Source organism: Neorhizobium sp. IRS_2294, assembly GCF_050500145.1.
Lineage (GTDB): Bacteria > Pseudomonadota > Alphaproteobacteria > Rhizobiales > Rhizobiaceae > Neorhizobium > Neorhizobium soli.
Genome location: NZ_CP191439.1, coordinates 3,234,253 through 3,255,866 on the forward strand (window position 1 = coordinate 3,234,253; position 21,614 = coordinate 3,255,866).

A 21,614-nucleotide genomic window follows, 5' to 3' on the forward strand; every position below is an offset into this window, starting at 1 on the left:
AAAGGGGGCGAGCGCGATCTGCGATCAACGCCCGCTCTTCATCTTTCCGCGTGGATGGCTTTTGTCAGCCGTCTCCGCCCGAAAGCTCGGCCATGATGGAGAGCCCACGCTTCTTCAGCATGGCGGTCGGATCCGGCAGCTTGCCGCGGAAGGCTGCATAGGCTTCCTCCGGATCGATCGAGCCGCCGACCGAGTAGATATTGTTCTTGAGCTTGCGCGCCGTCACCGGATCGAAAGCATTGCCGACCTCCTCGAACGCGGCAAATGCATCCGCATCAAGGACTTCCGACCACATGTAGGAATAGTAGCCGGCCGAGTATCCGTCACCGGCAAACACGTGCTGGAAGTGCGGCGTGGCGTGGCGCATGACGATCGAGGCCGGCATGTCGAGCTCGGCCAGCACCTTGGCCTGCACCGCCATCGGATCATCGACCGCGCTTTCCTGGGTGTGGAAAGCCATATCCACCAGCGCCGACGAGGTGAATTCCACCGTCGAGAAACCGGCGTTGAAGGTCTGCGCGGCAAGAACCTTGTCGAGCAACGCCTTCGGCATCGGCTCGCCGGTCTTGTAGTGGACGGCATATTTCTCGAAGATTTCCGGCACCGTCAGCCAGTGTTCGTAAAGCTGCGACGGCAACTCCACGAAATCGCGCGAGACGCCAGTGCCCGAAACCGAGGGATAGGTCACGTTGGACAGCATGCCGTGCAGCGCATGGCCGAATTCATGAAACAACGTGCGCGCATCGTCGAGCGACAGAAGCGCCGGCTTGCCTTCGGCAGGCTTTGCGAAATTGCAGACATTGTAGATGATCGGCAGCTCACCTTGCATGCCGTTCTTCAGCGTCAGCTTGTGCTGCGACTGGAACGAACTCATCCAGGCGCCGGAGCGCTTCGAGGAGCGGGCAAAATAATCGCCTAGGAAAAGCGCTTTCAGATTGCCTTCCTCGTCATGGATTTCGAATACCCGGACGTCAGGATGATAGACCGGCAAACCCTTCACCTCGACAGCCTTGATGCCGAACAGCCGCTCGGCCACATCGAAGGACGCCTCGATGATCTTCTCGATCTGGAGATAGGGCTTCAGTTCACTCTCCGAGAAGGAGAATGTCCGCTCCCGCAGCTTTTCGGCATAGTGGCGCCAGTCCCAGGGCATGACGGGATGATTGCCGCCTGCTTCCGAGATCAGGCCAGACAGGCTTGCCTCTTCCTCCAGCGCCTTGGTGCGGGCCTTCTGCCAGACCTGGCCGAGCAGACCGTTCACCGCCTTCGGTGTCTTTGCCATCGTGTTGTCGAGCTTCAACGCGGCGTAATTCTCATAGCCGAGCAGCTTGGCCTTTTCGGCCCTCAGCGCCAGCGTTTCGCGCACGATCGCGACATTGTCCCGCTCGCCGCCATTCTCACCGCGCGCTACCCAGGCCTTGAATGCCTGCTCGCGCAGATCCCGTCGGGTCGAGAAGGTCAGGAACGGTTCGATGATCGAGCGCGACAGCGTGACGAGATAGCCTGAGCCCTCGCCGCGCTCCTTGGCAGCTTCCGCCATCGCTTCTTTCACAAAAACCGGCAGACCCTCAAGATCGGCTTCTTCGGTCAGTTTCAACGACCAGCCTTTTTCGTCGCCGAGAACATTCTGGCCAAAGCTCGCGCCGAGACCGGCAAGCGTCTCGTTGATCGATGACAGCCGCTTCTGCTGGTCCTCAGGCAGATTGGCACCGGATTTGACGAACCCCTTCCAGTGACGCTCGAGAACGCGCTGCTGCTCGACGGTCAGATCAAGGTCGTCCCGCTTCTGCCAGAGCGCATCGATGCGTGCGAACAGTTCCGCATTGGTGCCGATCTTCGAATAGTGGCGCGACATCTTGGGTGCGATTTCGCGCTCCAGCGCCTGGATCGTATCGTTGGTATGCGCGCCCGCCTTGCCCCAGAAGATCGAGGAAACGCGCGACAGCTCGTCACCGGCGATTTCCAGTGCAACGATCGTGTTTTCGAATGTGGGCTCAGCGGAATTTCCCGCGATCTCAGCGATTTCCGCCTCGTGCAAGGCGATGGTGGCATCGAAGGCCGGCGCGAAATCCTCGTCCTTGACCTGATCGAAGCGCGGCATGCCATGATGCCCGTTCCAGTCGACAAGCGCGGAATTCGCTGAGAAAGTTGCCATTGGGTCGTCCTTCACTGTGCTGCTTCGATACCGTCTAATTGCGTAGAGCGACCATATATAGGCAGGCACGGCAAGAGCTTCATCCGCTGATGCAGATTTTTGGAACGCACATCGTTGCGAAATCGCCCGGCACACGGTTTCCAGGCATTTCGATTTGCGTCGTCGGGGAAAGATAGTAAGGCTGCCTTATGAAGCTCGCGAACGAACATCGCCCGGAAACGCCAGGCTTGGTCGCCCAGGGTGAAACCCTCGGCTTCCTGATCGCCGATGCCGCGAGGCTTCTGCGCACGGCTTTCGAGCGGCGCATCGCCCAGGCGGGCCTCGGCCTTACCGCCGGCGAAGCACGAGCACTGATCCATATCGCCCAAGTCGATGGCAGCCGCCAGCTCGACATCGCGTCGCGCATGGGCGTCGAACCGATGACGCTCTGCGCCTATCTCGACAGGCTTCAGTCGCTTGGCCTCATTGAGCGGCAGCAATGCTGCGCCGACCGACGGGCAAAGCGCATCATGCTGACGCCGACCTCTGCCGACATGCTGGCGTCAATCCAGCAGGAACTGCGCGCCATCATCACCTGCGCCACCGAAGGGTTCGATGCCCAAACCGCAAACCTCCTCGGGCAAGCCATGAAACATTTCAACGGCAACCTGCAGAGCTTCAATTCGTCTCAGGCCGAAACTGATGAAGGCTGATACGCAGGCAGCTTCCTTAGTGACACCGCCCGAGCGGATGACAGCTCTGCGAACCACGCTGCTCGGCGCCCTGCTGACGGCGATCGGCCCTGTCTCGATGGCAATCTACACGCCGGCGATGCCGGAACTCGTGAAGGCCTTCGGCACGTCGGAAGCCGCAATCAAGCTCAGTCTGACGCTTTACTTCGGCGGCTTTGCCGTCGCGCAGCTTCTGGCAGGACCGGCCTCAGACGCATTCGGCCGCCGGTCCGCCAGCATTGCGTTCCTGCTGATCTATCTCGTCGGCTCGCTGATGGCGGTCTTTGCACCCTCGGTCGACTGGATCCTGGCTGGGCGGCTGGTGCAGGGGGTCGGCGCTTCCGTCGGCATGACGGTTGCCCGTGCCGCGGTTCGCGACCAGTTCGTCGGTTTCGAAGCCACCCGCATCATGAACATGATCGGCATCATGCTGGCGGTGGGTCCGGCGATCGGCCCCACGATCGGCGGCCTGTCGCTGTCAGTATTCGGCTGGAAATCCGTCTTCGTGCTGATGGTTATCTTCGGCGTCATCTTGCTTGCAAGCTGCCTTCTGTTCCTCAAGGAAACAACGGTTCCCGACCGCAGCCGGCTCAGACCCTCCACCCTTGTCGCGACCTATATTTCGCTTCTGAAGGACCTGCGCTTTCTGCTTCCTTCGCTTGTCCTCGGCGGCGCGATCGGTGCGCTCTATGCCCAGGGCACGATGCTTCCCTTCGTGCTGATCGGTGACGTGGGGCTGACCCCGACACAGTTCGGCCTCGGCATGCTGGTCCAGACCGGCGCTTTTCTCAGCGGGTCGATTGCACTGCGGCTTGTGTCCGGACGCATCAGCGGGCCGACCACGGTGGTGATTGGGCTCATGTTCAGCGGTATCGGCGGCACGATGATGGCGCTTTCCGTCCACCTGCTGCCGCCGTCCTTCCTGTCGATCATGCTGCCGGTCGGCGTCTCCACCTTCGGCATGGCCTTCATCTCACCCTACACGGTGACGGTCGGCCTTGCGCCCTTCCCAAAGACGGCAGGCTCCGCTTCCGCACTGATGGGTTTCATCCAGATGGGCGGCGGCTTTGTCGGCGGCCTACTCGCCGCTGTCTTCGGCGACCCTTTAACGGCGATCGGCACCATCATTCCCGCCATGGAATATGTCGCCGTCGGCAGTTACATCGCCTACCGGATCATCAGCCGTCGGCAATAAAAAAAGCCCGCCTCCGTTTCCGGAAGCGGGCTTCAATATCGATCGGTGCAAAAGCGCTTAGCGGAGCTGGTTGCGCTTGGCGAGCGTGCGCAGGCGCAGGGCATTGAGCTTGATAAAGCCGGCCGCATCCTTCTGGTCGTAGGCGCCCTGATCGTCCTCGAACGTGACCAGCTGGTCGGAATAGAGCGACTTCGCACTCTCGCGGCCGATGACCATGACGTTGCCCTTGTAAAGCTTCAGCGTCACTTCACCTTCCACATGCTCCTGGCTCTTGTCGATCATCGCCTGCAGCATCTCGCGCTCCGGCGAATACCAGAAGCCGTAATAGATGAGCTCGGCATATTTCGGCATCAGCTCGTCCTTGAGGTGAGCTGCACCCCGGTCGAGCGTGATCGATTCGATGGCGCGGTGAGCGGTGAGCAGGATCGTGCCGCCGGGGGTCTCGTAGATGCCACGCGACTTCATGCCGACGAACCGGTTCTCGACCAGATCGAGACGGCCGATACCGTTGTCGCGACCGTAGGTGTTGAGCGCAGCGAGCAGGGTTGCCGGAGACATCTCGACGCCATTGATCGAGCAGGCATCGCCCTTGCGGAAGCCGACCTTGATGGTTGTCGCCTGATCCGGCGCAGCTTCCGGCGAAATCGTGCGCATATGCACGTATTCGGGAGCCTCGACCGCCGGGTCCTCCAGAACCTTACCCTCGGAAGACGAGTGCAGCAGGTTGGCATCGACCGAGAACGGCGCTTCGCCCTTCTTGTCCTTGGCAACCGGGATCTGGTTCTGTTCGGCAAACGTCAGAAGGTCTGTGCGGCTCTTGAACGCCCAGTCGCGCCAGGGCGCGATGACCTTGATATCCGGGTTGAGCGCATAGGCTGACAGCTCGAAGCGGACCTGGTCGTTGCCCTTGCCGGTCGCGCCATGTGCGATCGCATCGGCACCGGTCTTGCGGGCGATCTCGATCAGATGCTTGGAGATCAGCGGCCGGGCAATCGATGTGCCGAGCAGGTAGACGCCTTCATAGACGGCATTGGCACGGAACATCGGGAAGACGAAGTCGCGGACGAATTCCTCGCGGACGTCCTCGATATAGATCTCCTTGATCCCGAGCATCTCGGCCTTCTTGCGCGCCGGTTCCAGCTCTTCGCCCTGACCGAGATCGGCGGTGAAGGTCACCACTTCAGCATTGAGTTCGGTCTGCAGCCATTTCAGGATGATCGAGGTGTCGAGACCGCCGGAATAGGCGAGAACGACCTTTTTTACGTCTTTCGGAAGTGCCATGTCGAATTGTCCGTCTGCGGGTGGCGGCGGTTGGATCAACCGTCGTGTCTGGGATGGCGCACTTTTAGCGAGTTTCAAAAGCCGCGCAAGAAAAACCCGGAAGCGACCGCGTCAGAGATGGCGCGATAGGTTCATGCGTTGATGGAGGATGCGGATGATCACGACCTGGGTTTTCGTCTCGCGATAGATGATGAAGTGAGACCGATAGGTCAGCGCCAGATACCCGGTCTTGATCCCGCGCACATGCCGGCCCCGTCGTTCGCCCGCAGCGAGGATCCGGCACGCCTGCCTCAGGCTGAACGTATAGTCCTCAGCCTGTTCGAACCCCCAAAATTCTTCCGTATGATCGTAAATCCCATCGATATCGGCGACGGCGTTCGGCGCAAAAACCAGCGCCTTCATGGCTGCAGGCGCCGCGCCCGCTTCTGCTCTATGAATTCATCGAAATCGAACGGCTGCGGCTCACCAGAGTCTTCGCCTTCTTGGATCGCCGCGCGGATGGCCTCCAGCGAGGCGGCGTCGCTTTCCTGCAGCAGGCGCAGCGCGTCCTCGATCACTTCGCTGGCGGAGCCATAACGTCCGTCCTCGACCTGCTTTTCAACAAAGGCGGCCAGTTTTTCGTCAACTCTGATAGATCTAAGTTCGCCCATCATGCCGGCTCCGGTTCGATCTCGCGTCATGTTGACGGATCCCGTGGAGGATACCATATCGCGCCGAGCCTTTGAACACCCGAGCGTTTGATCACTTCAAGCCTTTCAGCAGAAGCGTCAAAGAGGAGACTTTCCATGTCCATCACTCACCCTGCTCTGAAGAAAGACAATGTCGCCGTCGTCACCGGCGCCGCCTCCGGTATCGGTCTTGCCGCTGCCAAGGAATTTGCGAAACTCGGCATGTGCGTCGTCCTGGCGGATTTCGAGGGCGACCGGCTTTCAGAGGCGTGTCGCGAGGTTGCCGCCCTTGCCGACGATGGCGAGGCCGATGTCGTGGCAATCGGCACCGACGTCTCGAAACCGACGGAGATCGAAGCTCTGGAACGCGCCGTTCTGCAGCGCTTCGGCCGGGTTCACGTGCTGATGAACAATGCCGGCATCCAGCCCGGCAGCAGCCTGTTCGGCCCGCAGGTCAACTGGGAGAACGTTCTCGCCGTCAACCTGATGGGTGTCGTCAATGGCAGCAGGACATTCGGCCCCCGCATGATCGCCCATGGCGAACCTGGCCTCATCATCAACACCGGGTCGAAACAGGGCATCACCACGCCGCCCGGCGATCCCGCCTACAATGTCTCCAAGGCCGGCGTGAAGGCCTTCACCGAAGCCCTGCAGCACGAATTGCGCAATATGCCCGAATGCAAGGTCAGTGCCCACCTTCTCATTCCGGGCTTCGTCTATACCGGCCTGACAAAGGGGGACCGAACCGAAAAGCCCGATGCCGCCTGGACGTCCGAACAGACAGTGCAGTTCATGCTGGAAAGTCTCGAACGCGGTGATTTCTACATTCTCTGCCCGGACAACGACGTCGACCGCAAGACGGACGAACGGCGCATGGCATGGGCAATCGGCGACATCATCGAAAACCGTCCGCCTCTGTCGCGCTGGCATCCGGACTTCACGGATGCATCAAAAAAATTCATCAGCGGCAGTTGATCAACAGGTTTGGCAGGACTTCGAAAGCCGGATAAAAAGCGACAACCGTCATCCGGCTTTCGAGGACACTTAATGGAATTCCTGCCAAGCCTTGCATCGCTTCTGGCCTTCACCGCAGCCGGCTTGCTTCTGGCTCTGACGCCTGGGCCTGATATGACGCTGTCGATCAGCCGGGCGCTTGCGCAGGGGCGCAGATCGGCACTGTTCGTGGTGCTCGGCACCAGTCTCGGCGTCGTCTGCCACACGCTTCTGGTCGCCTTCGGCATCTCGGCGCTGATTACCGCGTCGCCCACCGCCTTCTTCATCCTGAAAACAGGCGGCGCCGCCTATCTGCTGTGGCTGGCGATCCAGGCGATCCGCTTCGGCTCCAGCTTCTCCGTCGAAACCGTGGAGCGCGCAACGGCAAGCCCGCTCGCAAATATCTCGATCGGCTTCTGGGTGAATATCCTCAATCCGAAGGTGATCATCTTCTTCATGACCTTTCTTCCGCAGTTCGTGACGGCGACAGATCCGCATGTGACGGGCAAGCTGGTCTTCTTCGGGATCTTCTTCATCGCCATCGGCATGCCGGTGAACCTGATCGTCGTGCTTGCCGCCGATCGGCTTGCGAACTGGCTGCAAAGAAATCCGAAAGTCCTGCGCGGCCTCGACTACACCTTCGCCAGCGTGTTCTCGGTCTTCGCCGTGAAGATCTTCATGACGCAGTCGAGATAAGGTCGCCCCTTCGTTTCAAACTACCTTCGCTTCGCGTCGAAGGACGACTCTTCTGTTACTCCCCCTGGCCGCGGGTGGGCGGGGCACCAATTCCGATCTCGGACTGCGGGCCATGCGGGTATTCGACGCTGTGGGAATGGGTGGTCTTTTCGGCCGCCACCGGCCCGGAAAAGCCTCCGGCACCATAGAAGGCGAGATGCAGGCCCCAATAGCCACTCAAGAAAACCACGATGGCGACAGCCAGCCCGGCAGGGATGGCCGAAAGCTTTTGTTTCAGTCCGGGCAGCAGCCCGTCTGCCCGGTTCTGGTCGCAGGCAACCGCCACCAGGATGGCGGTGATCAACCCGTGGCCGATCAGATCTATACGCCCGAACGGCAAGACGGCCGAGGTGAAGATGACGATCATTGCGATGGCCGAAAGGCGGCGGATAAGCGCGGTCCAGAGAAGACCGAAGCCCATGGTGAATTCGGCGATACCGGCCATGGGAATAAAGACATCGCGGGGCATGCCCATCGTGAGAAAGGGCTTTTCCACCACCAGCGGATAGAACCATTCGGGATAGGCAAATTTTTCGAGGCTCGACCACATCAGCGCGATAGCTAGCCCCCAGCGCAGCACTTCAAAACGGTGGACACGCCAGTCGTCTTTCATCGGCTCGATGATCAGGTAGGCGGCAACGCCGAGCCCGAGCGCCAAATAGTCGAACAAGTGGAAGAGATCGTAGTCCCGCGCCGCGAGCAGCCATAGGGCAACAATTCCAAGGCCGGCGAAAGGCATGGTCCGCCGCGAGAAGATCAGGGCAGCGATCAGCAACTGCAGCCAGGACACCGATTCGGCAGGCGTCTTCAGGTCCGGCGTCAGGTAAACGCCACCCGTGGCAAAGATCGCGACGAAGAACGAGGCAATGACGACGCGGACATAATCGTCGATCCTCGCCCAGAGCGGCGAGGTAAAGCGATCAAGCGCTTCGAAGATCAACGGTCCAAAACGGCTAGTTTCGATCGCCCGGGCTGCGGCGAAACAAACGAGAACGAGTACGATCGCTACCCAAAACCAAATATCGCGCAGAACAGTTTCGACCGGCTGGAGAGGCGCACCCACGATGTAGGGTGCGAACCATTTCACATGCGCTTCGGCGGTTGTGGCAATTAAGGCCGCCACTGTCGTTCCGCCTGTTAGTGAGACATAAAATGCAGACTTCCTAATGGGATGCTGAAACATGGAGGCATCTTCCGGTTGCACCTGGATGAGCCACATCGATATCAGATTATTGCAGCCTGCATATGACCCCTACAACGGAATCAAGCGCATTTGCGCCGCGCCAGGCGGCATTTTTGCCGCCCCTCGAGCGCTCGGTGTCAGAAACGAAAGGACTAATGAGAGGTTTCCAGGCTTCGAGCCGGTTCAGCCAGCAATCGAAGCCCTCCCGGCGTCAGTCGTCTTCGCCATGGCCGGCGATCATCATCGCTTCGAAGGCGAGGCGATCGGTCTTGCGCATGCGCTCCGATTCCGACTTCAGCTGGCCACAGGCGGCGAGAATGTCGCGGCCGCGTGGCGTGCGGATCGGCGAGGCATAGCCTGCCTGGTTGATGAAGTCGGCAAACTTGGTGATCGTCTCCCAATCCGAGCACTGGTAATTGGTACCGGGCCACGGGTTGAACGGGATGAGATTGATCTTCGCCGGAATGCCCTTCAGCATCTGGGTCAGCAGCTTGGCATCCTCGAGGCTGTCGTTGACGTCCTTCAGCATCACATATTCGAATGTGATGCGACGGGCGTTGGACAGGCTCGGATACTGGCGGCAGGCTTCCAGCAGTTCCTTCAGCGGATACTTCTTGTTGATCGGCACCAGCATGTCGCGCAGCTCGTCGCGGACCGCATGCAGCGAGATCGCCAGCATCACGCCGATCTCCGTGCCTGTGCGATAGATTTCCGGCACGACGCCCGACGTCGACAGCGTGACACGACGCTTCGACAGCGAAAGCCCGTCGCCGTCTGTCGCGATCAGCAGCGCCGTCTTGACGCTTTCGAAATTGTAGAGCGGCTCGCCCATGCCCATCATGACGACATTCGTGACCTTGCGGTCGCCAGTCGGCACGAAAGCGCCGGGCGGCGTGTCGGCACCGGGGAAATCCCCCAGCCGGTCGCGCGCCAGAAGCAGCTGGCCAAGGATTTCCTCGGCCGTCAGGTTGCGCACGAGGCGCTGGGTGCCGGTATGGCAGAAGGAACAGGTGAGCGAACAGCCGACCTGGCTGGATATGCACAGCGTGCCGCGGCCCTCTTCGGGAATATAGACCGTTTCGACCTCGACCGGACGGCCGGCACCGCGCGGCGGAAAGCGCAGCAGCCACTTGCGCGTGCCGTCATTGGAGATCTGCTCTTCCACCACTTCGGGACGCGCAATCGTGAAATGCGTCTTCAGCATTTCGCGCATGTCCTTGGCGACATTCGTCATCGCGTCGAAATCCGACACGCCGCGAATGTAGAGCCAGTGCCAGAGCTGGCTGACCCGCATCCGCGCCTGCTTTTCCGGTATGCCCTTTTCTCGCAGCGCCGCGCCCATATCCTCGCGCGACAGGCCGATCAGCGACGGTTTTTCGCTATAGAGGTCCGGATTGGCGACGAGCGGCTTCTTGATGGCGACAGGCGCAAAGGCCTCGGAGACCGACATTTCTTCATATCCCGTTCGAATAACATGCCTTCGCCCAGCGCAGGTTTCGCGCATCGCCGTGGCATGTCTTTCTGTGAAATCATGGCGTCCCGGGTAAGCGACTTTCCGAGGAACGGTCGCGCAGGACTAATCTTGACGGGCGCTTTATCATCAAAACGACGCCACGTCACTATTCTTCGTCAAACGCAAAAGGCCGGTCGATGACCGGCCTTCCAATGCGGTGGTGGCAATCTCTGCTTACTTGCAGGATTCAACCTGCTTCAGAGCCGCTGAAATGCCCTGCAGCGAATAGGCGTAGGACGTCTTGGTGCCGCGACCGGATACGGCGCTGACGCTCATCTTCTGACCGGTGCGCATCGCAGCAACGAGAGCCGGTTCTTCGGCGGCGTTCTCGACCCAGGCGGCCTTGTCCTTGGTGAACATCGTGAAGTTCTTGTTGTCGATCGTCACGGTGACCTTGGAATTGGTCTGCATCGTGTAGCCCATCATCGCCTGCGGTTCGTAGGAGATGTTCTGGCCCGGGCGCTGCGACACGATGAAGAAGATATCGCCGTGATCGACGCTTGCTGGCTCCTTGGTCGTCGGGACGGACAAGACGTAGCAGACCGTAGCCGCGCCCTGCTTGTAGGAATACGCACCCCACGCCTTGAACTGCTGGATGCGGTTCGGCGTCTGGGCGGAAGCGGTACCCGTGCCGGCGCCAAGTCCTGCGCCAATTCCGGCGAGAGTAAGCGCCAATGCGATTGCGACGGTTCTAGCGGCCATGATCTCCTGCCAATTTTCGTAATTTCAAGGGCCCGAGCCGGGCCAGTACGGACATGCCTTCTCGGCGTCATGTCTGGGCGTCATATGCGGCGTCCCAACGGTCGGGTCCCATTTTGACTTCATTCCGGTTACCAAAGAGTCAACACTATCGGTTGGATGCTGAATATGTAGTGAACCGGGATGCGGTCGAATGCGGCGCAGGGTTGCGTTTAATGATGCCCGTTCCAGACGTCGAGTTTTCTGGGCGCATCACTCAACAACGATTTGGGCAAGAGTTTGTCCGTCCGATGACGCAGGTCGCAGCACTTTGAAACTACGTATAAATCCTGCTTAAAACCGCTACCCGTTTTTCTACCGATACGGTAGGATAGTCGCAAAGCTGACGCCTACTCACAAAGAAAGCCTACTGCCGGTTAGATGCTAGGGGACGAGAGAGACCGCTTCGCCCGCCTGGTCAGGGCAGTGGCTGCAACGCGTGATCAAGACGCGTTCACTGCGCTTTTTGATCATTTCGCGCCACGCCTGAAATCCTGGCTGATGAAGCGCGGCATGAATTCGGACGAGGCAGAAGAACTCGTCCAGGATGTCATGACCATCCTTTGGCATCGTGCCAGCCTCTATGATCCCGCAAGATCAAGCCTGTCGACCTGGCTGTTCCGGGTCGCACGAAACCGCCACATCGATGCCAAGCGCCGCGCCCGAAACCGCAAGTTTGACGGCCAGGAGACATTTCTTGCCTTGGCGGAGGTACCGGGCGTCGACACCCTGTTTGAAAGCAAGGAGCGCGACGAGCGGGTCCGTGATGCCCTTTCTCAGATTCCGGACGAGCAAATGAAGCTGGTGCGGGCCGCCTTTTTCCTGGGTCAGTCCCATTCCGAAATCGCCGCTTCGACCGGGCTTCCGCTGGGCACCGTAAAGTCGCGCATCAGGCTGGCGTTCGAGCGCCTGCGGCGAGCACTGGAAGAGACGTCACCGAACTGAAGCGGCGGGGCGGCCGGATCAGCCGCTCGTCTTCATTCCGGCTGCAATATCGGGGTGATCGGCAAACGCGCTGTCTGCTGCGTCGTAATGTCCGTCGTTGATATGGCCCTGGATCATGCGCAGGGCCGCAGCAAGAACCGCGATATCATCGCTGAACCCGACGACCGCAAAGAAATCCGGGACGATGTCGATGGGGAGAATGAAATAGGCGAGCGCTGCCAGCAAGGTCCCGCGAACGCGCAAGGGTGTTTTTCGGTCCACGGCGCAGTAATAGGCGGCGACCAGATCGCGGCTGAATGGAATTTGCCGCGCGGCTCGCCGCATCGTCGGCCAGAACCTGGCACGCACCTGCTTTTCCCGGCGATCCTGCGTTTTTTCGTCGCCGGGCAGAAGGATCTCGCCGATCTTGACGTCATCCACGCTCATTCCGTCACTCCAGATGCTCGCTTCAATGCATCAGCATATGGGAATGCCGGTGTGAAGTTCAATTCCGGGGCGTGACGATCCGTGCGCGAAATGCCTCGTCCATGGCTCGCGCCAGCTTGAAATCACGATCTGTCAGCCCCTTCTTCGCATGGGTGGTGAGTTGCACCTCGACACGCGAATAGCTGTTGGACCAGTCCGGATGATGGTCGAGTTTTTCAGCCGCCAACGCGCATTCCGCCATGAACCCGAAGGCTTGGCGAAACGACGCAAAGACAAAGCTCCTCGTGATCGCGTCGCCATCAGGGCCCATCGTCCAGCCATCGAGAGTGGCGATCTCGCGCTCGATCGCTTCTCTGTCCAGCACCTCATAAGCCATCAGCATACCTTCGCCAGAGACTAGAAACGGTGCTCGGCTGTTTCCATCTCGTCCTGGGCATAGCCGTAGCTGAGCTCGCGCAGCGGGAAGATTTCCTCCGTCAGGTAGGGCCCGCCACCGCAGGATTCCTTGGAAGACATCAGCACGAAACGCGGAACGACAAAGGGCGCGGTGTGAAAATTCCCGCGCCCTGAAAGGTAATGTACGACTTCATCGAGTCGGCAGTGTTTGAGACGTGCCAGAGTGACATGCGGCGTGAATTTCCGCGGATCCGGCGCCAGTCCGAGACGCTGGCAGATCCGCTCGGTTTCCCCCTGCAGCGCGTGAAGTTCGGGCGACGGGGAGACACCGGCAAAGATCGAATGCGGCTTCTTGGACCCGAACGAACCGATACCTGTCAGCTTTAGCCGGAATTCCGGACGGTCGATCCGGTCCAGCCGGTCGACGATCTCGTCTGCGGTCCGTCCGTCGATGTCGCCGATGAAGCGAAGGGTGATGTGATAGTTCTCCACATCGATCCACCGTGCGCCGGGGATGCCGCCACGGAGCAGCGACAGGCTCATCGCGACATTGCGTGGAACTTCGAGGGCGATGAAAAGTCTCGGCATAGGGACCTCCTCGAATCTTTTGCAGATGCTAACAGCGGAACATGCAACTCGCTTCCGCGCAAGATATTATTTTTGCTGACTACCGATGTCCCCAAGGAAGGCTTCGACCGAAGGAAGGCTCTTTTCGACCATGGCCGCGACACCCTTTGCGTTTGGATGCATGCCGTCTTCGAGCTGCATTCCGGCAACAGTGGTCACGCCATCGAGGAAGAACGGATAGAGCGGCAGCGCGTGTTTCTTGGCGAGCCTTTCGTAGATCGGGTTGAACTTCTGCGCATAGTCGCTGCCCATGTTCGGCGGCGCCATGATGCCAACCAGATAGATCGCAATGTTGCGCGCCTTCAGCCGCGTGATCATCGCATCGAGGTTCTTTTCCGTCTGCTCGGGTGCGATGCCGCGCAGCGCATCATTGGCGCCAAGCTCAAGGATCACGCCATCAGTGCCATCTGGAACCGACCAGTCGATGCGTCCAAGCCCGCCGGAACTGGTATCGCCGGACACGCCGGCATTGTTGATCGCCACATTGAGGCCCTTCGCCTTCAGCGCTGCCTCGAGCTGGGCGGTGTAGGATTCTGCCGGCGCCAGCTGGTAGCCGGCCATCAGACTGTCTCCAAAGCCGACGATCTGGAGGGTCTTGTCCTGGGCGAAAACCGGGGCTGCGGTCAGTGCTGCCAGTATCATGACGAGGAATTGAAGCGGTCTTGCTTTAAAACGCACGATCGGTCTCCTAGATTTGGGCTTAACCGCAGCGCGGCATGAATTGCTCTTGAAGCCTATATAGGACGGTCTGCATTGACTAAAACCATCATCACGCTGCGAAAAGCCGATCTCACCCTCGGCAGCGCGGCGGCATCCGTTCACGTTTTGAAGAGCATGGATCTTGACGTCGACACAGGAGAAGCGGTCGGCATCGTCGGTCCCTCGGGTTCGGGCAAATCGACACTGCTGATGGTGCTGGCCGGCCTCGAGCGTCTCGACAGCGGCGAGATCGTCATTAACGGCCAGGCGCTTCACAACCTTTCCGAAGATGCGCTGGCGGATTTCCGCGGCCGCAATATCGGTATCGTCTTCCAGTCGTTTCACCTCATCGCCAACATGACCGCGCTCGAAAACGTCGCGGTCCCGCTGGAGCTTGCAAATGCGAAGGATCCGTTCGAGATCGCCCGCCGCGAGCTGACAGCCGTTGGCCTGGGTGAACGCCTGCACCATTATCCCGGCCAGCTCTCCGGCGGCGAGCAGCAGCGCGTGGCGATCGCCCGCGCGCTTGCCCCCTCGCCCGCCGTGCTGATCGCGGACGAACCGACCGGCAATCTCGATACCGAGACCGGGCGCCAGATCGCCGACCTTCTGTTTTCCAAGCAGGCCGAGCGCGGCATGACGATGATCCTCGTCACCCATGACATTTCGCTCGCTGCCCGCTGCTCACGCCAGATCCGCGTCCGCTCCGGCGAAATCATCGACGACGGAGCAGGCGCTCCGACCGTTCAGGTCGCATCCGTATGATGGTCGCGGTCCCCCGGCTGAAAATTGCACTGCGCCTGGCATTGCGGGAAATGCGCGGCGGCCTTAGCGGCTTCTACATCTTTCTCGCCTGCATCGCGCTTGGCACCGGCTCGATTGCCGCCGTCAATTCCGTTTCGCGCGCCATTACCGAAGCCATTGCCGGCCAGGGCCAGCAACTGCTTGCCGGCGATATTCGGTTTGAGCTAAACAACCGCGAAGCGACCGAGCAGGAACGCGCCTTTCTGAGCGGGCTCGGCGAAATGTCCGTCTCGACCGGCCTGCGCTCCATGGCCCGCAAGCCGGATGGATCCGAACAGGCGCTGGTCGAGGTCAAGGCCGTCGACGGCGCCTATCCGCTCTACGGCGAGTTTAAGGCCGAGCCGGCCGCGCCCCTGCAGGAACTCGTCGCCAAACAGGGAGAGACCTTCGGGGCGCTCGCCGCACCGCTTCTGCTCGAGCGCCTCGGCATCAAAACCGGCGACGAACTGTTGCTCGGCAATATCAGACTCATCCTGCGCGGCACGATCGCCTCGGAACCGGACGCGGTGTCCGATGGCTTCGGCTTTGCGCCCCGCCTGATGGTCAGCCGGGAAGCGCTGCAGGCGTCGGGTTTGATGGCAAACGGCAGCCTTGTCGAACACGCCTACAAGATCAAGCTGCGTGATCCTGCCAGCCGAACCGGGTTGGCCGATCGCGCCAACAGCGAATTCCCGGCCGCCGGCTGGTCGATCCGAAGCAGCGACCGCGCAGCCCCCTCGCTTACCGAAAACGTCGAGCGCTTCTCGCAATTTCTGACGCTGGTCGGCCTCACCGCACTGATCGTCGGCGGTGTCGGCGTGGCGAACGCCGTGCGGGCCTTCCTCGATGCCAAACGCACCACGATCGCCACGTTCAAATGCCTCGGCGCACCCGCAACTGTTGTCACGCTGATCTACCTGTTCCAGATCATGGTTCTGGCAGTGATCGGCATTCTGGCCGGCCTCGTCATCGGCGCCGTTTCGCCCATCGTGGCACTGCGCTTTCTCGAAGGCGTGCTTCCGGTACCGGATGGCATCAACATCTATCCGTCGGCGCTTGGGCTTGCCGCCCTGTTCGGTCTGCTGATCACCTTTGCCTTCGCCATTCTGCCGCTTGGACATGCGCGCGAGGTCCCTGCCACAGCTTTGTTCAGAGAACAGAGTTTCGACACGGGCCGGCTTCCATCCTGGCCGTATCTGGCAGCCGCAGGCGCAGCACTCGCCGCTCTCGCAATCCTTGCGATCTTCTCGTCCGAAAATCACTTCGTCGCCTCGGTCTTCCTCGGCGCGGTCGCCTGCGCGTTCGTGCTGCTGCGGCTTGTGGCGGCGCTCATTGCGTGGCTTGCCCGTCGTGCCCCGCGCGTCAGTTCGCCGGCCTTGAGGCTGGCACTCGGCAATATCCACCGTCCCGGCGCCCTGACGCCCTCGGTCGTGCTCTCGCTCGGCCTCGGTCTGGCACTCCTGGTGACGCTGGCGCTGATCGACGGCAACATGCGCAACCAGCTGACCGGCAACATCGCCCGCAACGCGCCGAACTTCTTCTTCGTCGATGTCCAGAGCGCCGAAGTCGATGGTTTCCGCAAGCTGCTGCAGGAGCAGGCACCCGGCGCCAAGCTGTTCGAGGTGCCGATGCTGCGGGGTCGCATACTCGCCTTCAACGGTCAGGATGTCAGTCAGATGAATGTTCCGGCGAAGGGCCGTTGGGTCCTGCGCGGCGATCGCGGCATCACTTACGCTAAGAACAAGCCGGAAAGCTCGACCCTCACGCAAGGTGAATGGTGGCCGGCCGACTATGACGGCGAGCCTCTCGTTTCGTTTTCGGCGGAGGAGGCAGGCGAACTCGGACTGAAACTCGGTGATACGGTCACCGTCAACGTGCTCGGTCGCAACATCACCGCCAAGATCTCCAGTTTCCGCAACGTCGAATGGGAATCGCTGTCCATCAACTTCGTCATGGTCTTCTCGCCCAACACGTTCCGCGGCGCGCCGCATGCCTGGCTTGCGACCCTCACCGATCCATCGGCAACGGCGCAGCAGGAAGCGACAATCCTGCGCTCCGTCAGCAATGCCTATCCGACCATCACGAGTGTAAGGGTCAAGGATGCGATCGATATCGTCGATCAGTTGATCGGCCAGCTGGCCACGGCGATCCGGGCAGCGGCCGCCGTGGCGCTGATCTCTTCAGTCCTGGTGCTGGCCGGCGCCCTTGCGGCCGGAAACCGCGCCCGCACCCATGATGCGGTGATCCTGAAGACGCTCGGCGGAACGAGATCGATGCTCATCCGTGCCTTTAGCTACGAATACATGATCCTCGGCTTCGCCACCGCCGTGTTTGCGCTTCTGGCCGGCGGCGTATCCGCCTGGTTCATCGTGTCGCGCATCATGCGCCTTCCCTCGACCTTCCTGCCAGATGTGGCGATCATCACGGTTGTGGCCTCGCTGGTGCTGACCGTCGGCATCGGGCTTATCGGCACGTGGCGGGTGCTCGGCCAGAAGGCGGCGCCGGTCCTCCGGGAATTGTGATCGGGAGCTTTGGGATCCATTGCGTCTCTTCCCCCTTGTATAGGCGTGGTTATCGCCTCATATTTGATGGTAGGCTTGCTGGGCTCCGCAGCGGCGCCTGGGTCTGACCGTTAGGGCCCGACACCGTGACAAATTCCGGAGCTTGAAGAGGATACTATGGCTGACTTCAACAACTATCAAAACCGAGCCGCCCAGACGGGTGCGCAGTCCGGTGCGATGATCGATGAAGGCCTGCGCGCCTATATGCTCAAGGTCTACAACCTGATGGCACTCGGCCTGGCAATCACCGGCATCGCGGCATTCGCGACCTGGCAGATGGCCGTCGCCGATGGCCAGCTGACCCCCTTCGGCCAGCTGCTGTTTGCAAGCCCGCTGCGCTGGGTCGTGATGCTGTCGCCGCTCGCCGTCGTGTTCTTCCTAAGCTTCAGGATCAACAAGATGAGCGTGAGCGCCGCCCAGGCAACCTTCTGGGGCTACGCTGCCCTGATGGGTCTTTCGCTGTCGTCGATCTTCCTGGTCTTTACCGGCCAGAGCATCGTGCAGACGTTCTTCGTGACCGCAGCTTCGTTCGGCGCTCTGTCGCTCTACGGCTACACGACGAAGAGAAGCCTGTCGGCAATGGGCTCGTTCCTGATCATGGGCCTGTTCGGCCTGATCATCGCCTCGATCGTCAACATCTTCCTGGCGTCTTCGGCACTCGGCTTCGCAATCTCCGCTATCGGCGTGCTGATCTTCGCAGGCCTTACCGCCTACGACACGCAGAAGATCAAGGAAATGTACTACGACGCGGATGATGCGACGGTCATGGGCCGCAAGGCGATCATGGGCGCGCTGACGCTCTACCTCGACTTCATCAACCTGTTCACCTTCCTGCTTCAGTTCATGGGCAACCGTAACAACTGATCCACGGAGTGGACGACAGACCAGACGACACACAAGAAGGCGGCCGCAAGGTCGCCTTTTTTGTTGCCCGCCGGGAGGCTGCGTCATAGGCTTTCTGCCTCACTTCAAGCCCCAAGTCCTGCCATGCCCCAGCACCTTCGCGACGTCACAACCGACGACCTGCCCGCCATCACGGCCATCTACCGGGACAGTGTGCTGAACGGCACCGCAAGCTACGAGATCACCCCGCCTGATCTGAAAGAGATGACCGCGCGCTTCCACGCCATCCGCGAGAAGGGCTATCCTTACATCGCCGCCATCGACGACGCCGGCGTCCTCATCGGCTATGCCTATGCATCCGCCTTCCGCACGCGGCCAGCCTATCGCTGGCTGGTAGAGGATTCGATCTATCTCTCTGCGGGGGCGCGTGGAAAGGGTGCCGGGAAGGCACTGCTGCAGGAACTGCTCAGCCGCTGTACAGCGCTCGGCTTTCGCCAGATGGTGGCCGTGATCGGTGGCGCAAGCCCCGCATCCGTCGCGGTCCACAAGAGCCTAGGCTTCGAAATGACCGGTACGCTGAAAGGCACCGGCTTCAAGCACGGTCAGTGGCTGGACACGGTCCTGATGCAGATCGCACTCGGAGAGGCTAAGGATACACCGCCTGACCCGACGGTCTATCCCGGTTCGCTGTTCACCGAGTGAACCAGTTCAGTCGATGAGCTTCAGCGCCTTGTCGAACACTTTCAACACCTGTGGCAGCTCGTGACCACGCTTCAGGATCACGCCGTTCGTGTTGATGACGGAATAGGCACCCTGCTTGTTGGCAAGCTTGGGGTTCTTCTCGATCCTGAACAGCGGCAGCTCGCCCGATCGCTTGAAGATCGAAAAGACGGCCTTGTCCTTCAGGTGGTCGATCGCGTAATCCTTCCACTCTCCCTCGCCCACCATCCGACCATAGATCCACAGGATGGAGTCGAGCTCTCGACGGTGAAATGTCACGGGCGCAGGATCGAGGCTCTGTCGGTATTCGCTGAGATTGACGACGACGGCAGCATCGTGAGGCCGGTGGCCCCTCGGAAATTCAGGCTGATCGGTCATCAAGACTCCCAATCATAGATGTCAAAGCAGTGACAGTGTGCCCCGACATTTTAGAAATTGCAACGCTGCCATACCAGGTTACCGGCTGCCGCGATGTTTTCTGAGAAAGCCGTATTTCGGTCAAAACAGCGCCCGAATTGCAAGCGAGATTGCAGATGTTGGTTTGGCGCGTTCTTTAGCGCCATTTGGCCCGGTTCGGTTCGCTGACCCTTACCCCCAGCCCCCCAGTGGATTTGGACCGGGCCGCCAACAAACTTCCCGTCGAAAAGAATGAGCGCGCGGCGCTCCGCGACCAGCTTGCTGGTGAGCGGTGTTGGTATGCCCTGTCAGTCGTCCAGCTTCTTGCGCCCGGCCATCAGGATTGTTGCGCCGATGATCTCGGCCGGCTCGCCATTCGGGCCCGATGCCTGAAGCAGGATTGCGCAACCGTCCTTCTTGGACTTGCCCATCAGCTTGCCTGGCAGCTTCAGCGACATGGTCTGGCCGTTCCACATGCCAACGGACTGCACGTCGTAGACGCTATGCCAGTAATCCATGTTCTTGCCGCTGTTTTCGCCCTTCGTCACCTCGACCTGCTGCTTCTTCGTGAAGTAGGCGACGACGACTTCGGCCTCGGCCGGTATCTGTGCATTGCCGGCGCCGATCTCGATCTCGATCTCGTCTCCGTGCATGGCAGCCGAGACGGGAACAACCAGCCCCTCTCCCTTGCTGCGCATACCATCGACCTTGGAGTTGATGCCGACCAGGTCCGTACCTTTGACATGGTCGCGACCGTTGATGATGGCCTGCGGCGTGTACACGCCGCTGCGGCCCATCGTCTTGGCATAGCCGTACTGACGCTCGGTATTCTCTTTGGAGGCAAGCGTATCGGTCCAGCCGAGATAGTTCCAGTAGTCGACGTGATAGGACAGCGCCACGACGTCGCCCTGGGCCACAAGCTGGCTGAACGTGGTGTCCGCAGGCGGACAGGAGGCACAGCCCTGCGAGGTGAACAGTTCCACGACGCCCTTCGGGGCCTTCGATTCCCCTGCCGAAGCCGAGCCTGCTATCAGCAGACCGGCAACGAGGACCATGGAGCGAAAACGAAGCAGCATGAATGGCAAACCCTTTGATAGGTTGTTTGTTATCCACGATTGCGAGGGGCAATCAAGGCCATAACGGTGGGACGCCGGATAAGTAACCGCGGCACCGGTTCAAGAGGAAGTCACGAACGGGTGAGGATCCGACATGTGATCGCTCTCTGCGATCGCGTGTCCGGCCCGTTCCGCCTGTTAGAAAAAGCTCAGCAATCCCTGGGTCAGGTAGACCGCGCCGACGCCGGTCACGACCCAACGGGTCCAGCTCCGAAAATTGGCGTCCGTCATCTTTTGCAGGATACCGTTGCCCGCCCGTGCGCCCAGGATGGCGATCGGCGCGGCGATCAGCACCGCCACCATGTCGACGGTCGGAAGGTTCGAAGCGGCATCCCAGTAGAAGGCGATCTTTGCCAGATGCGAGATCGTCTGTATCGACGCCTTGGTGGCGATGACCTTGCGCCGGTCCATCTCGGTGCGAATGAAGAAGATATCGACCGTCGGACCTGCCACGCCGACGCTGATCGTCATGCCGCCGGACAGCAGTCCAGCCAGAAACGCATGCGAGGGACGGGATGCATCGAGCTGCAGCCTGTTGACCGGTATCCAGACAAGAACAGGCATCAGGCCGACACCGATCAGGACCACGATCAGGCTTGGCGTATAGCTCGTCAGAAACAGGATGAGGGCCGAAACCGCCACACCAGAGCACAGGATCGAGAGGATCTTCCAGTCGATATAGGTGCGGGAGAACCAGGCACGGGATCCGTTGGAGACCATCTGGATGACGCCCTGGATCGCGATGGCGGTGCCGACCGGATAGAGAAACAGCAGCACCCACAAGAGGATCAGCCCGCCCGCCATGCCGAAAATCCCAGACAGAAGCGACGTCAGGAAAACCGTAACGGCCATGCCGATGAAAATGATGAGGGACAAGGAATGAAGACCTTAACGTCGGTGGCCAAGGCGAAATGCTCACCACCGCATCCCCG

23 protein-coding genes are annotated in these 21,614 nt (G+C 60.4%); 9 read left to right on the forward strand and 14 right to left on the reverse strand.

Going from position 1 to position 21,614, the window contains the following annotated elements; translation table 11 throughout:
- Positions 1 to 64 precede the first annotated feature (64 nt).
- Positions 65 to 2,155, reverse strand: a complete 2,091-nt coding sequence (locus tag ACQY1K_RS15630) for a M3 family metallopeptidase (protein ID WP_430257808.1) — start codon at positions 2,153 to 2,155, stop codon at positions 65 to 67.
- A 188-nt stretch (positions 2,156 to 2,343) separates the two neighbouring features.
- On the opposite strand from ACQY1K_RS15630, the gene ACQY1K_RS15635 reads away from it, so the two are divergent.
- Together ACQY1K_RS15635 and ACQY1K_RS15640 are read left to right on the forward strand one after the other, a co-directional pair.
- The gene (locus ACQY1K_RS15635; RefSeq protein WP_430257809.1) at positions 2,344 to 2,847 is read left to right on the forward strand and encodes a MarR family winged helix-turn-helix transcriptional regulator; all 504 of its coding nucleotides are present in this window, start codon (positions 2,344 to 2,346) and stop codon (positions 2,845 to 2,847) included.
- A gap of 37 nt (positions 2,848 to 2,884) precedes the next feature.
- Entirely contained in the window at positions 2,885 to 4,060 is a 1,176-nt protein-coding gene (locus tag ACQY1K_RS15640; RefSeq protein WP_430259039.1) for a multidrug effflux MFS transporter, read from the forward strand.
- A gap of 57 nt (positions 4,061 to 4,117) precedes the next feature.
- Here the strand turns inward: ACQY1K_RS15640 and ACQY1K_RS15645 are convergent, their stop codons facing one another.
- From ACQY1K_RS15645 to ACQY1K_RS15655, 3 genes are all read right to left on the reverse strand, one after another.
- Positions 4,118 to 5,341: an argininosuccinate synthase gene (locus ACQY1K_RS15645; protein ID WP_062581647.1), complete on the reverse strand. Its 1,224-nt coding sequence runs from the start codon at positions 5,339 to 5,341 to the stop codon at positions 4,118 to 4,120.
- A gap of 111 nt (positions 5,342 to 5,452) precedes the next feature.
- Complete coding sequence (locus tag ACQY1K_RS15650) at positions 5,453 to 5,743, reverse strand: type II toxin-antitoxin system RelE/ParE family toxin (protein ID WP_062462402.1); 291 nt, start codon at positions 5,741 to 5,743, stop codon at positions 5,453 to 5,455.
- Positions 5,740 to 5,994, reverse strand: a complete 255-nt coding sequence (locus ACQY1K_RS15655; RefSeq protein ID WP_062462644.1) for a type II toxin-antitoxin system ParD family antitoxin — start codon at positions 5,992 to 5,994, stop codon at positions 5,740 to 5,742. Before ACQY1K_RS15655 ends, ACQY1K_RS15650 begins: the two co-directional genes overlap by 4 nt.
- A 132-nt stretch (positions 5,995 to 6,126) precedes the next feature.
- Here ACQY1K_RS15655 and ACQY1K_RS15660 point away from each other — a divergent pair, with 132 nt between their 5' ends.
- Both ACQY1K_RS15660 and ACQY1K_RS15665 read left to right on the forward strand, forming a co-directional pair.
- Positions 6,127 to 6,984 (forward strand): SDR family NAD(P)-dependent oxidoreductase, encoded by an 858-nt coding sequence (locus ACQY1K_RS15660; RefSeq protein ID WP_430257810.1) that lies wholly within the window; start codon positions 6,127 to 6,129, stop codon positions 6,982 to 6,984.
- 72 nt (positions 6,985 to 7,056) lie between these two features.
- Positions 7,057 to 7,698 carry a LysE family translocator gene (locus tag ACQY1K_RS15665; RefSeq protein WP_430257812.1) on the forward strand — a complete coding sequence of 214 codons (642 nt, stop codon included), beginning with the start codon at positions 7,057 to 7,059 and terminating at the stop codon, positions 7,696 to 7,698.
- 55 nt (positions 7,699 to 7,753) lie between these two features.
- Here the strand turns inward: ACQY1K_RS15665 and ACQY1K_RS15670 are convergent, their stop codons facing one another.
- The 3 genes from ACQY1K_RS15670 to ACQY1K_RS15680 all read right to left on the reverse strand — a co-directional run bounded on the left by ACQY1K_RS15670 (position 7,754) and on the right by ACQY1K_RS15680 (position 11,135).
- Entirely contained in the window at positions 7,754 to 8,860 is a 1,107-nt protein-coding gene (locus ACQY1K_RS15670) for a hypothetical protein (protein WP_430257813.1), read from the reverse strand.
- Between the two features lie 271 nt (positions 8,861 to 9,131).
- A complete protein-coding gene (rlmN, locus tag ACQY1K_RS15675; protein WP_113111720.1) occupies positions 9,132 to 10,370 on the reverse strand; it encodes a 23S rRNA (adenine(2503)-C(2))-methyltransferase RlmN in 1,239 nt (412 codons plus the stop codon).
- Positions 10,371 to 10,607: 237 nt separating this feature from the next.
- Positions 10,608 to 11,135 carry an invasion associated locus B family protein gene (locus ACQY1K_RS15680; protein ID WP_062462391.1) on the reverse strand — a complete coding sequence of 176 codons (528 nt, stop codon included), beginning with the start codon at positions 11,133 to 11,135 and terminating at the stop codon, positions 10,608 to 10,610.
- Positions 11,136 to 11,552: 417 nt separating this feature from the next.
- Between ACQY1K_RS15680 and ACQY1K_RS15685 the strand changes: the two genes are divergently transcribed.
- Positions 11,553 to 12,116, forward strand: coding sequence for a sigma-70 family RNA polymerase sigma factor (locus ACQY1K_RS15685; RefSeq protein ID WP_062462388.1), 564 nt, complete (start codon positions 11,553 to 11,555; stop codon positions 12,114 to 12,116).
- An 18-nt stretch (positions 12,117 to 12,134) separates the two neighbouring features.
- Here the strand turns inward: ACQY1K_RS15685 and ACQY1K_RS15690 are convergent, their stop codons facing one another.
- The 4 genes from ACQY1K_RS15690 to ACQY1K_RS15705 form a co-directional block, all read right to left on the reverse strand.
- Positions 12,135 to 12,536 (reverse strand): YkvA family protein, encoded by a 402-nt coding sequence (locus tag ACQY1K_RS15690; protein WP_430259041.1) that lies wholly within the window; start codon positions 12,534 to 12,536, stop codon positions 12,135 to 12,137.
- A gap of 64 nt (positions 12,537 to 12,600) precedes the next feature.
- Positions 12,601 to 12,918 carry a 4a-hydroxytetrahydrobiopterin dehydratase gene (locus ACQY1K_RS15695; RefSeq protein ID WP_092660928.1) on the reverse strand — a complete coding sequence of 106 codons (318 nt, stop codon included), beginning with the start codon at positions 12,916 to 12,918 and terminating at the stop codon, positions 12,601 to 12,603.
- A gap of 20 nt (positions 12,919 to 12,938) precedes the next feature.
- Complete coding sequence (gene thpR / locus ACQY1K_RS15700; protein ID WP_430257814.1) at positions 12,939 to 13,526, reverse strand: RNA 2',3'-cyclic phosphodiesterase; 588 nt, start codon at positions 13,524 to 13,526, stop codon at positions 12,939 to 12,941.
- 66 nt (positions 13,527 to 13,592) lie between these two features.
- A complete protein-coding gene (locus tag ACQY1K_RS15705; RefSeq protein ID WP_430257815.1) occupies positions 13,593 to 14,243 on the reverse strand; it encodes an arylesterase in 651 nt (216 codons plus the stop codon).
- A gap of 75 nt (positions 14,244 to 14,318) precedes the next feature.
- On the opposite strand from ACQY1K_RS15705, the gene ACQY1K_RS15710 reads away from it, so the two are divergent.
- From ACQY1K_RS15710 to ACQY1K_RS15725, 4 genes are all read left to right on the forward strand, one after another.
- Positions 14,319 to 15,029, forward strand: coding sequence for an ABC transporter ATP-binding protein (locus ACQY1K_RS15710; RefSeq protein WP_430257816.1), 711 nt, complete (start codon positions 14,319 to 14,321; stop codon positions 15,027 to 15,029).
- Entirely contained in the window at positions 15,026 to 17,569 is a 2,544-nt protein-coding gene (locus ACQY1K_RS15715; protein WP_430257817.1) for an ABC transporter permease, read from the forward strand. Before ACQY1K_RS15710 ends, ACQY1K_RS15715 begins: the two co-directional genes overlap by 4 nt.
- Before the next feature lie 156 nt (positions 17,570 to 17,725).
- The gene (locus ACQY1K_RS15720; RefSeq protein WP_062581634.1) at positions 17,726 to 18,472 is read left to right on the forward strand and encodes a Bax inhibitor-1/YccA family protein; all 747 of its coding nucleotides are present in this window, start codon (positions 17,726 to 17,728) and stop codon (positions 18,470 to 18,472) included.
- A 123-nt stretch (positions 18,473 to 18,595) separates the two neighbouring features.
- Positions 18,596 to 19,153 (forward strand): N-acetyltransferase family protein, encoded by a 558-nt coding sequence (locus tag ACQY1K_RS15725; RefSeq protein ID WP_430257818.1) that lies wholly within the window; start codon positions 18,596 to 18,598, stop codon positions 19,151 to 19,153.
- Positions 19,154 to 19,159: 6 nt separating this feature from the next.
- Here the strand turns inward: ACQY1K_RS15725 and ACQY1K_RS15730 are convergent, their stop codons facing one another.
- From ACQY1K_RS15730 to ACQY1K_RS15740, 3 genes are all read right to left on the reverse strand, one after another.
- The gene (locus tag ACQY1K_RS15730) at positions 19,160 to 19,549 is read right to left on the reverse strand and encodes a DUF2794 domain-containing protein (protein WP_062462366.1); all 390 of its coding nucleotides are present in this window, start codon (positions 19,547 to 19,549) and stop codon (positions 19,160 to 19,162) included.
- A 326-nt stretch (positions 19,550 to 19,875) separates the two neighbouring features.
- Positions 19,876 to 20,643 carry a DUF1223 domain-containing protein gene (locus ACQY1K_RS15735; protein WP_062462362.1) on the reverse strand — a complete coding sequence of 256 codons (768 nt, stop codon included), beginning with the start codon at positions 20,641 to 20,643 and terminating at the stop codon, positions 19,876 to 19,878.
- A 177-nt stretch (positions 20,644 to 20,820) separates the two neighbouring features.
- Positions 20,821 to 21,558 carry a TSUP family transporter gene (locus ACQY1K_RS15740; protein WP_430257819.1) on the reverse strand — a complete coding sequence of 246 codons (738 nt, stop codon included), beginning with the start codon at positions 21,556 to 21,558 and terminating at the stop codon, positions 20,821 to 20,823.
- Positions 21,559 to 21,614: the final 56 nt, after the last annotated feature.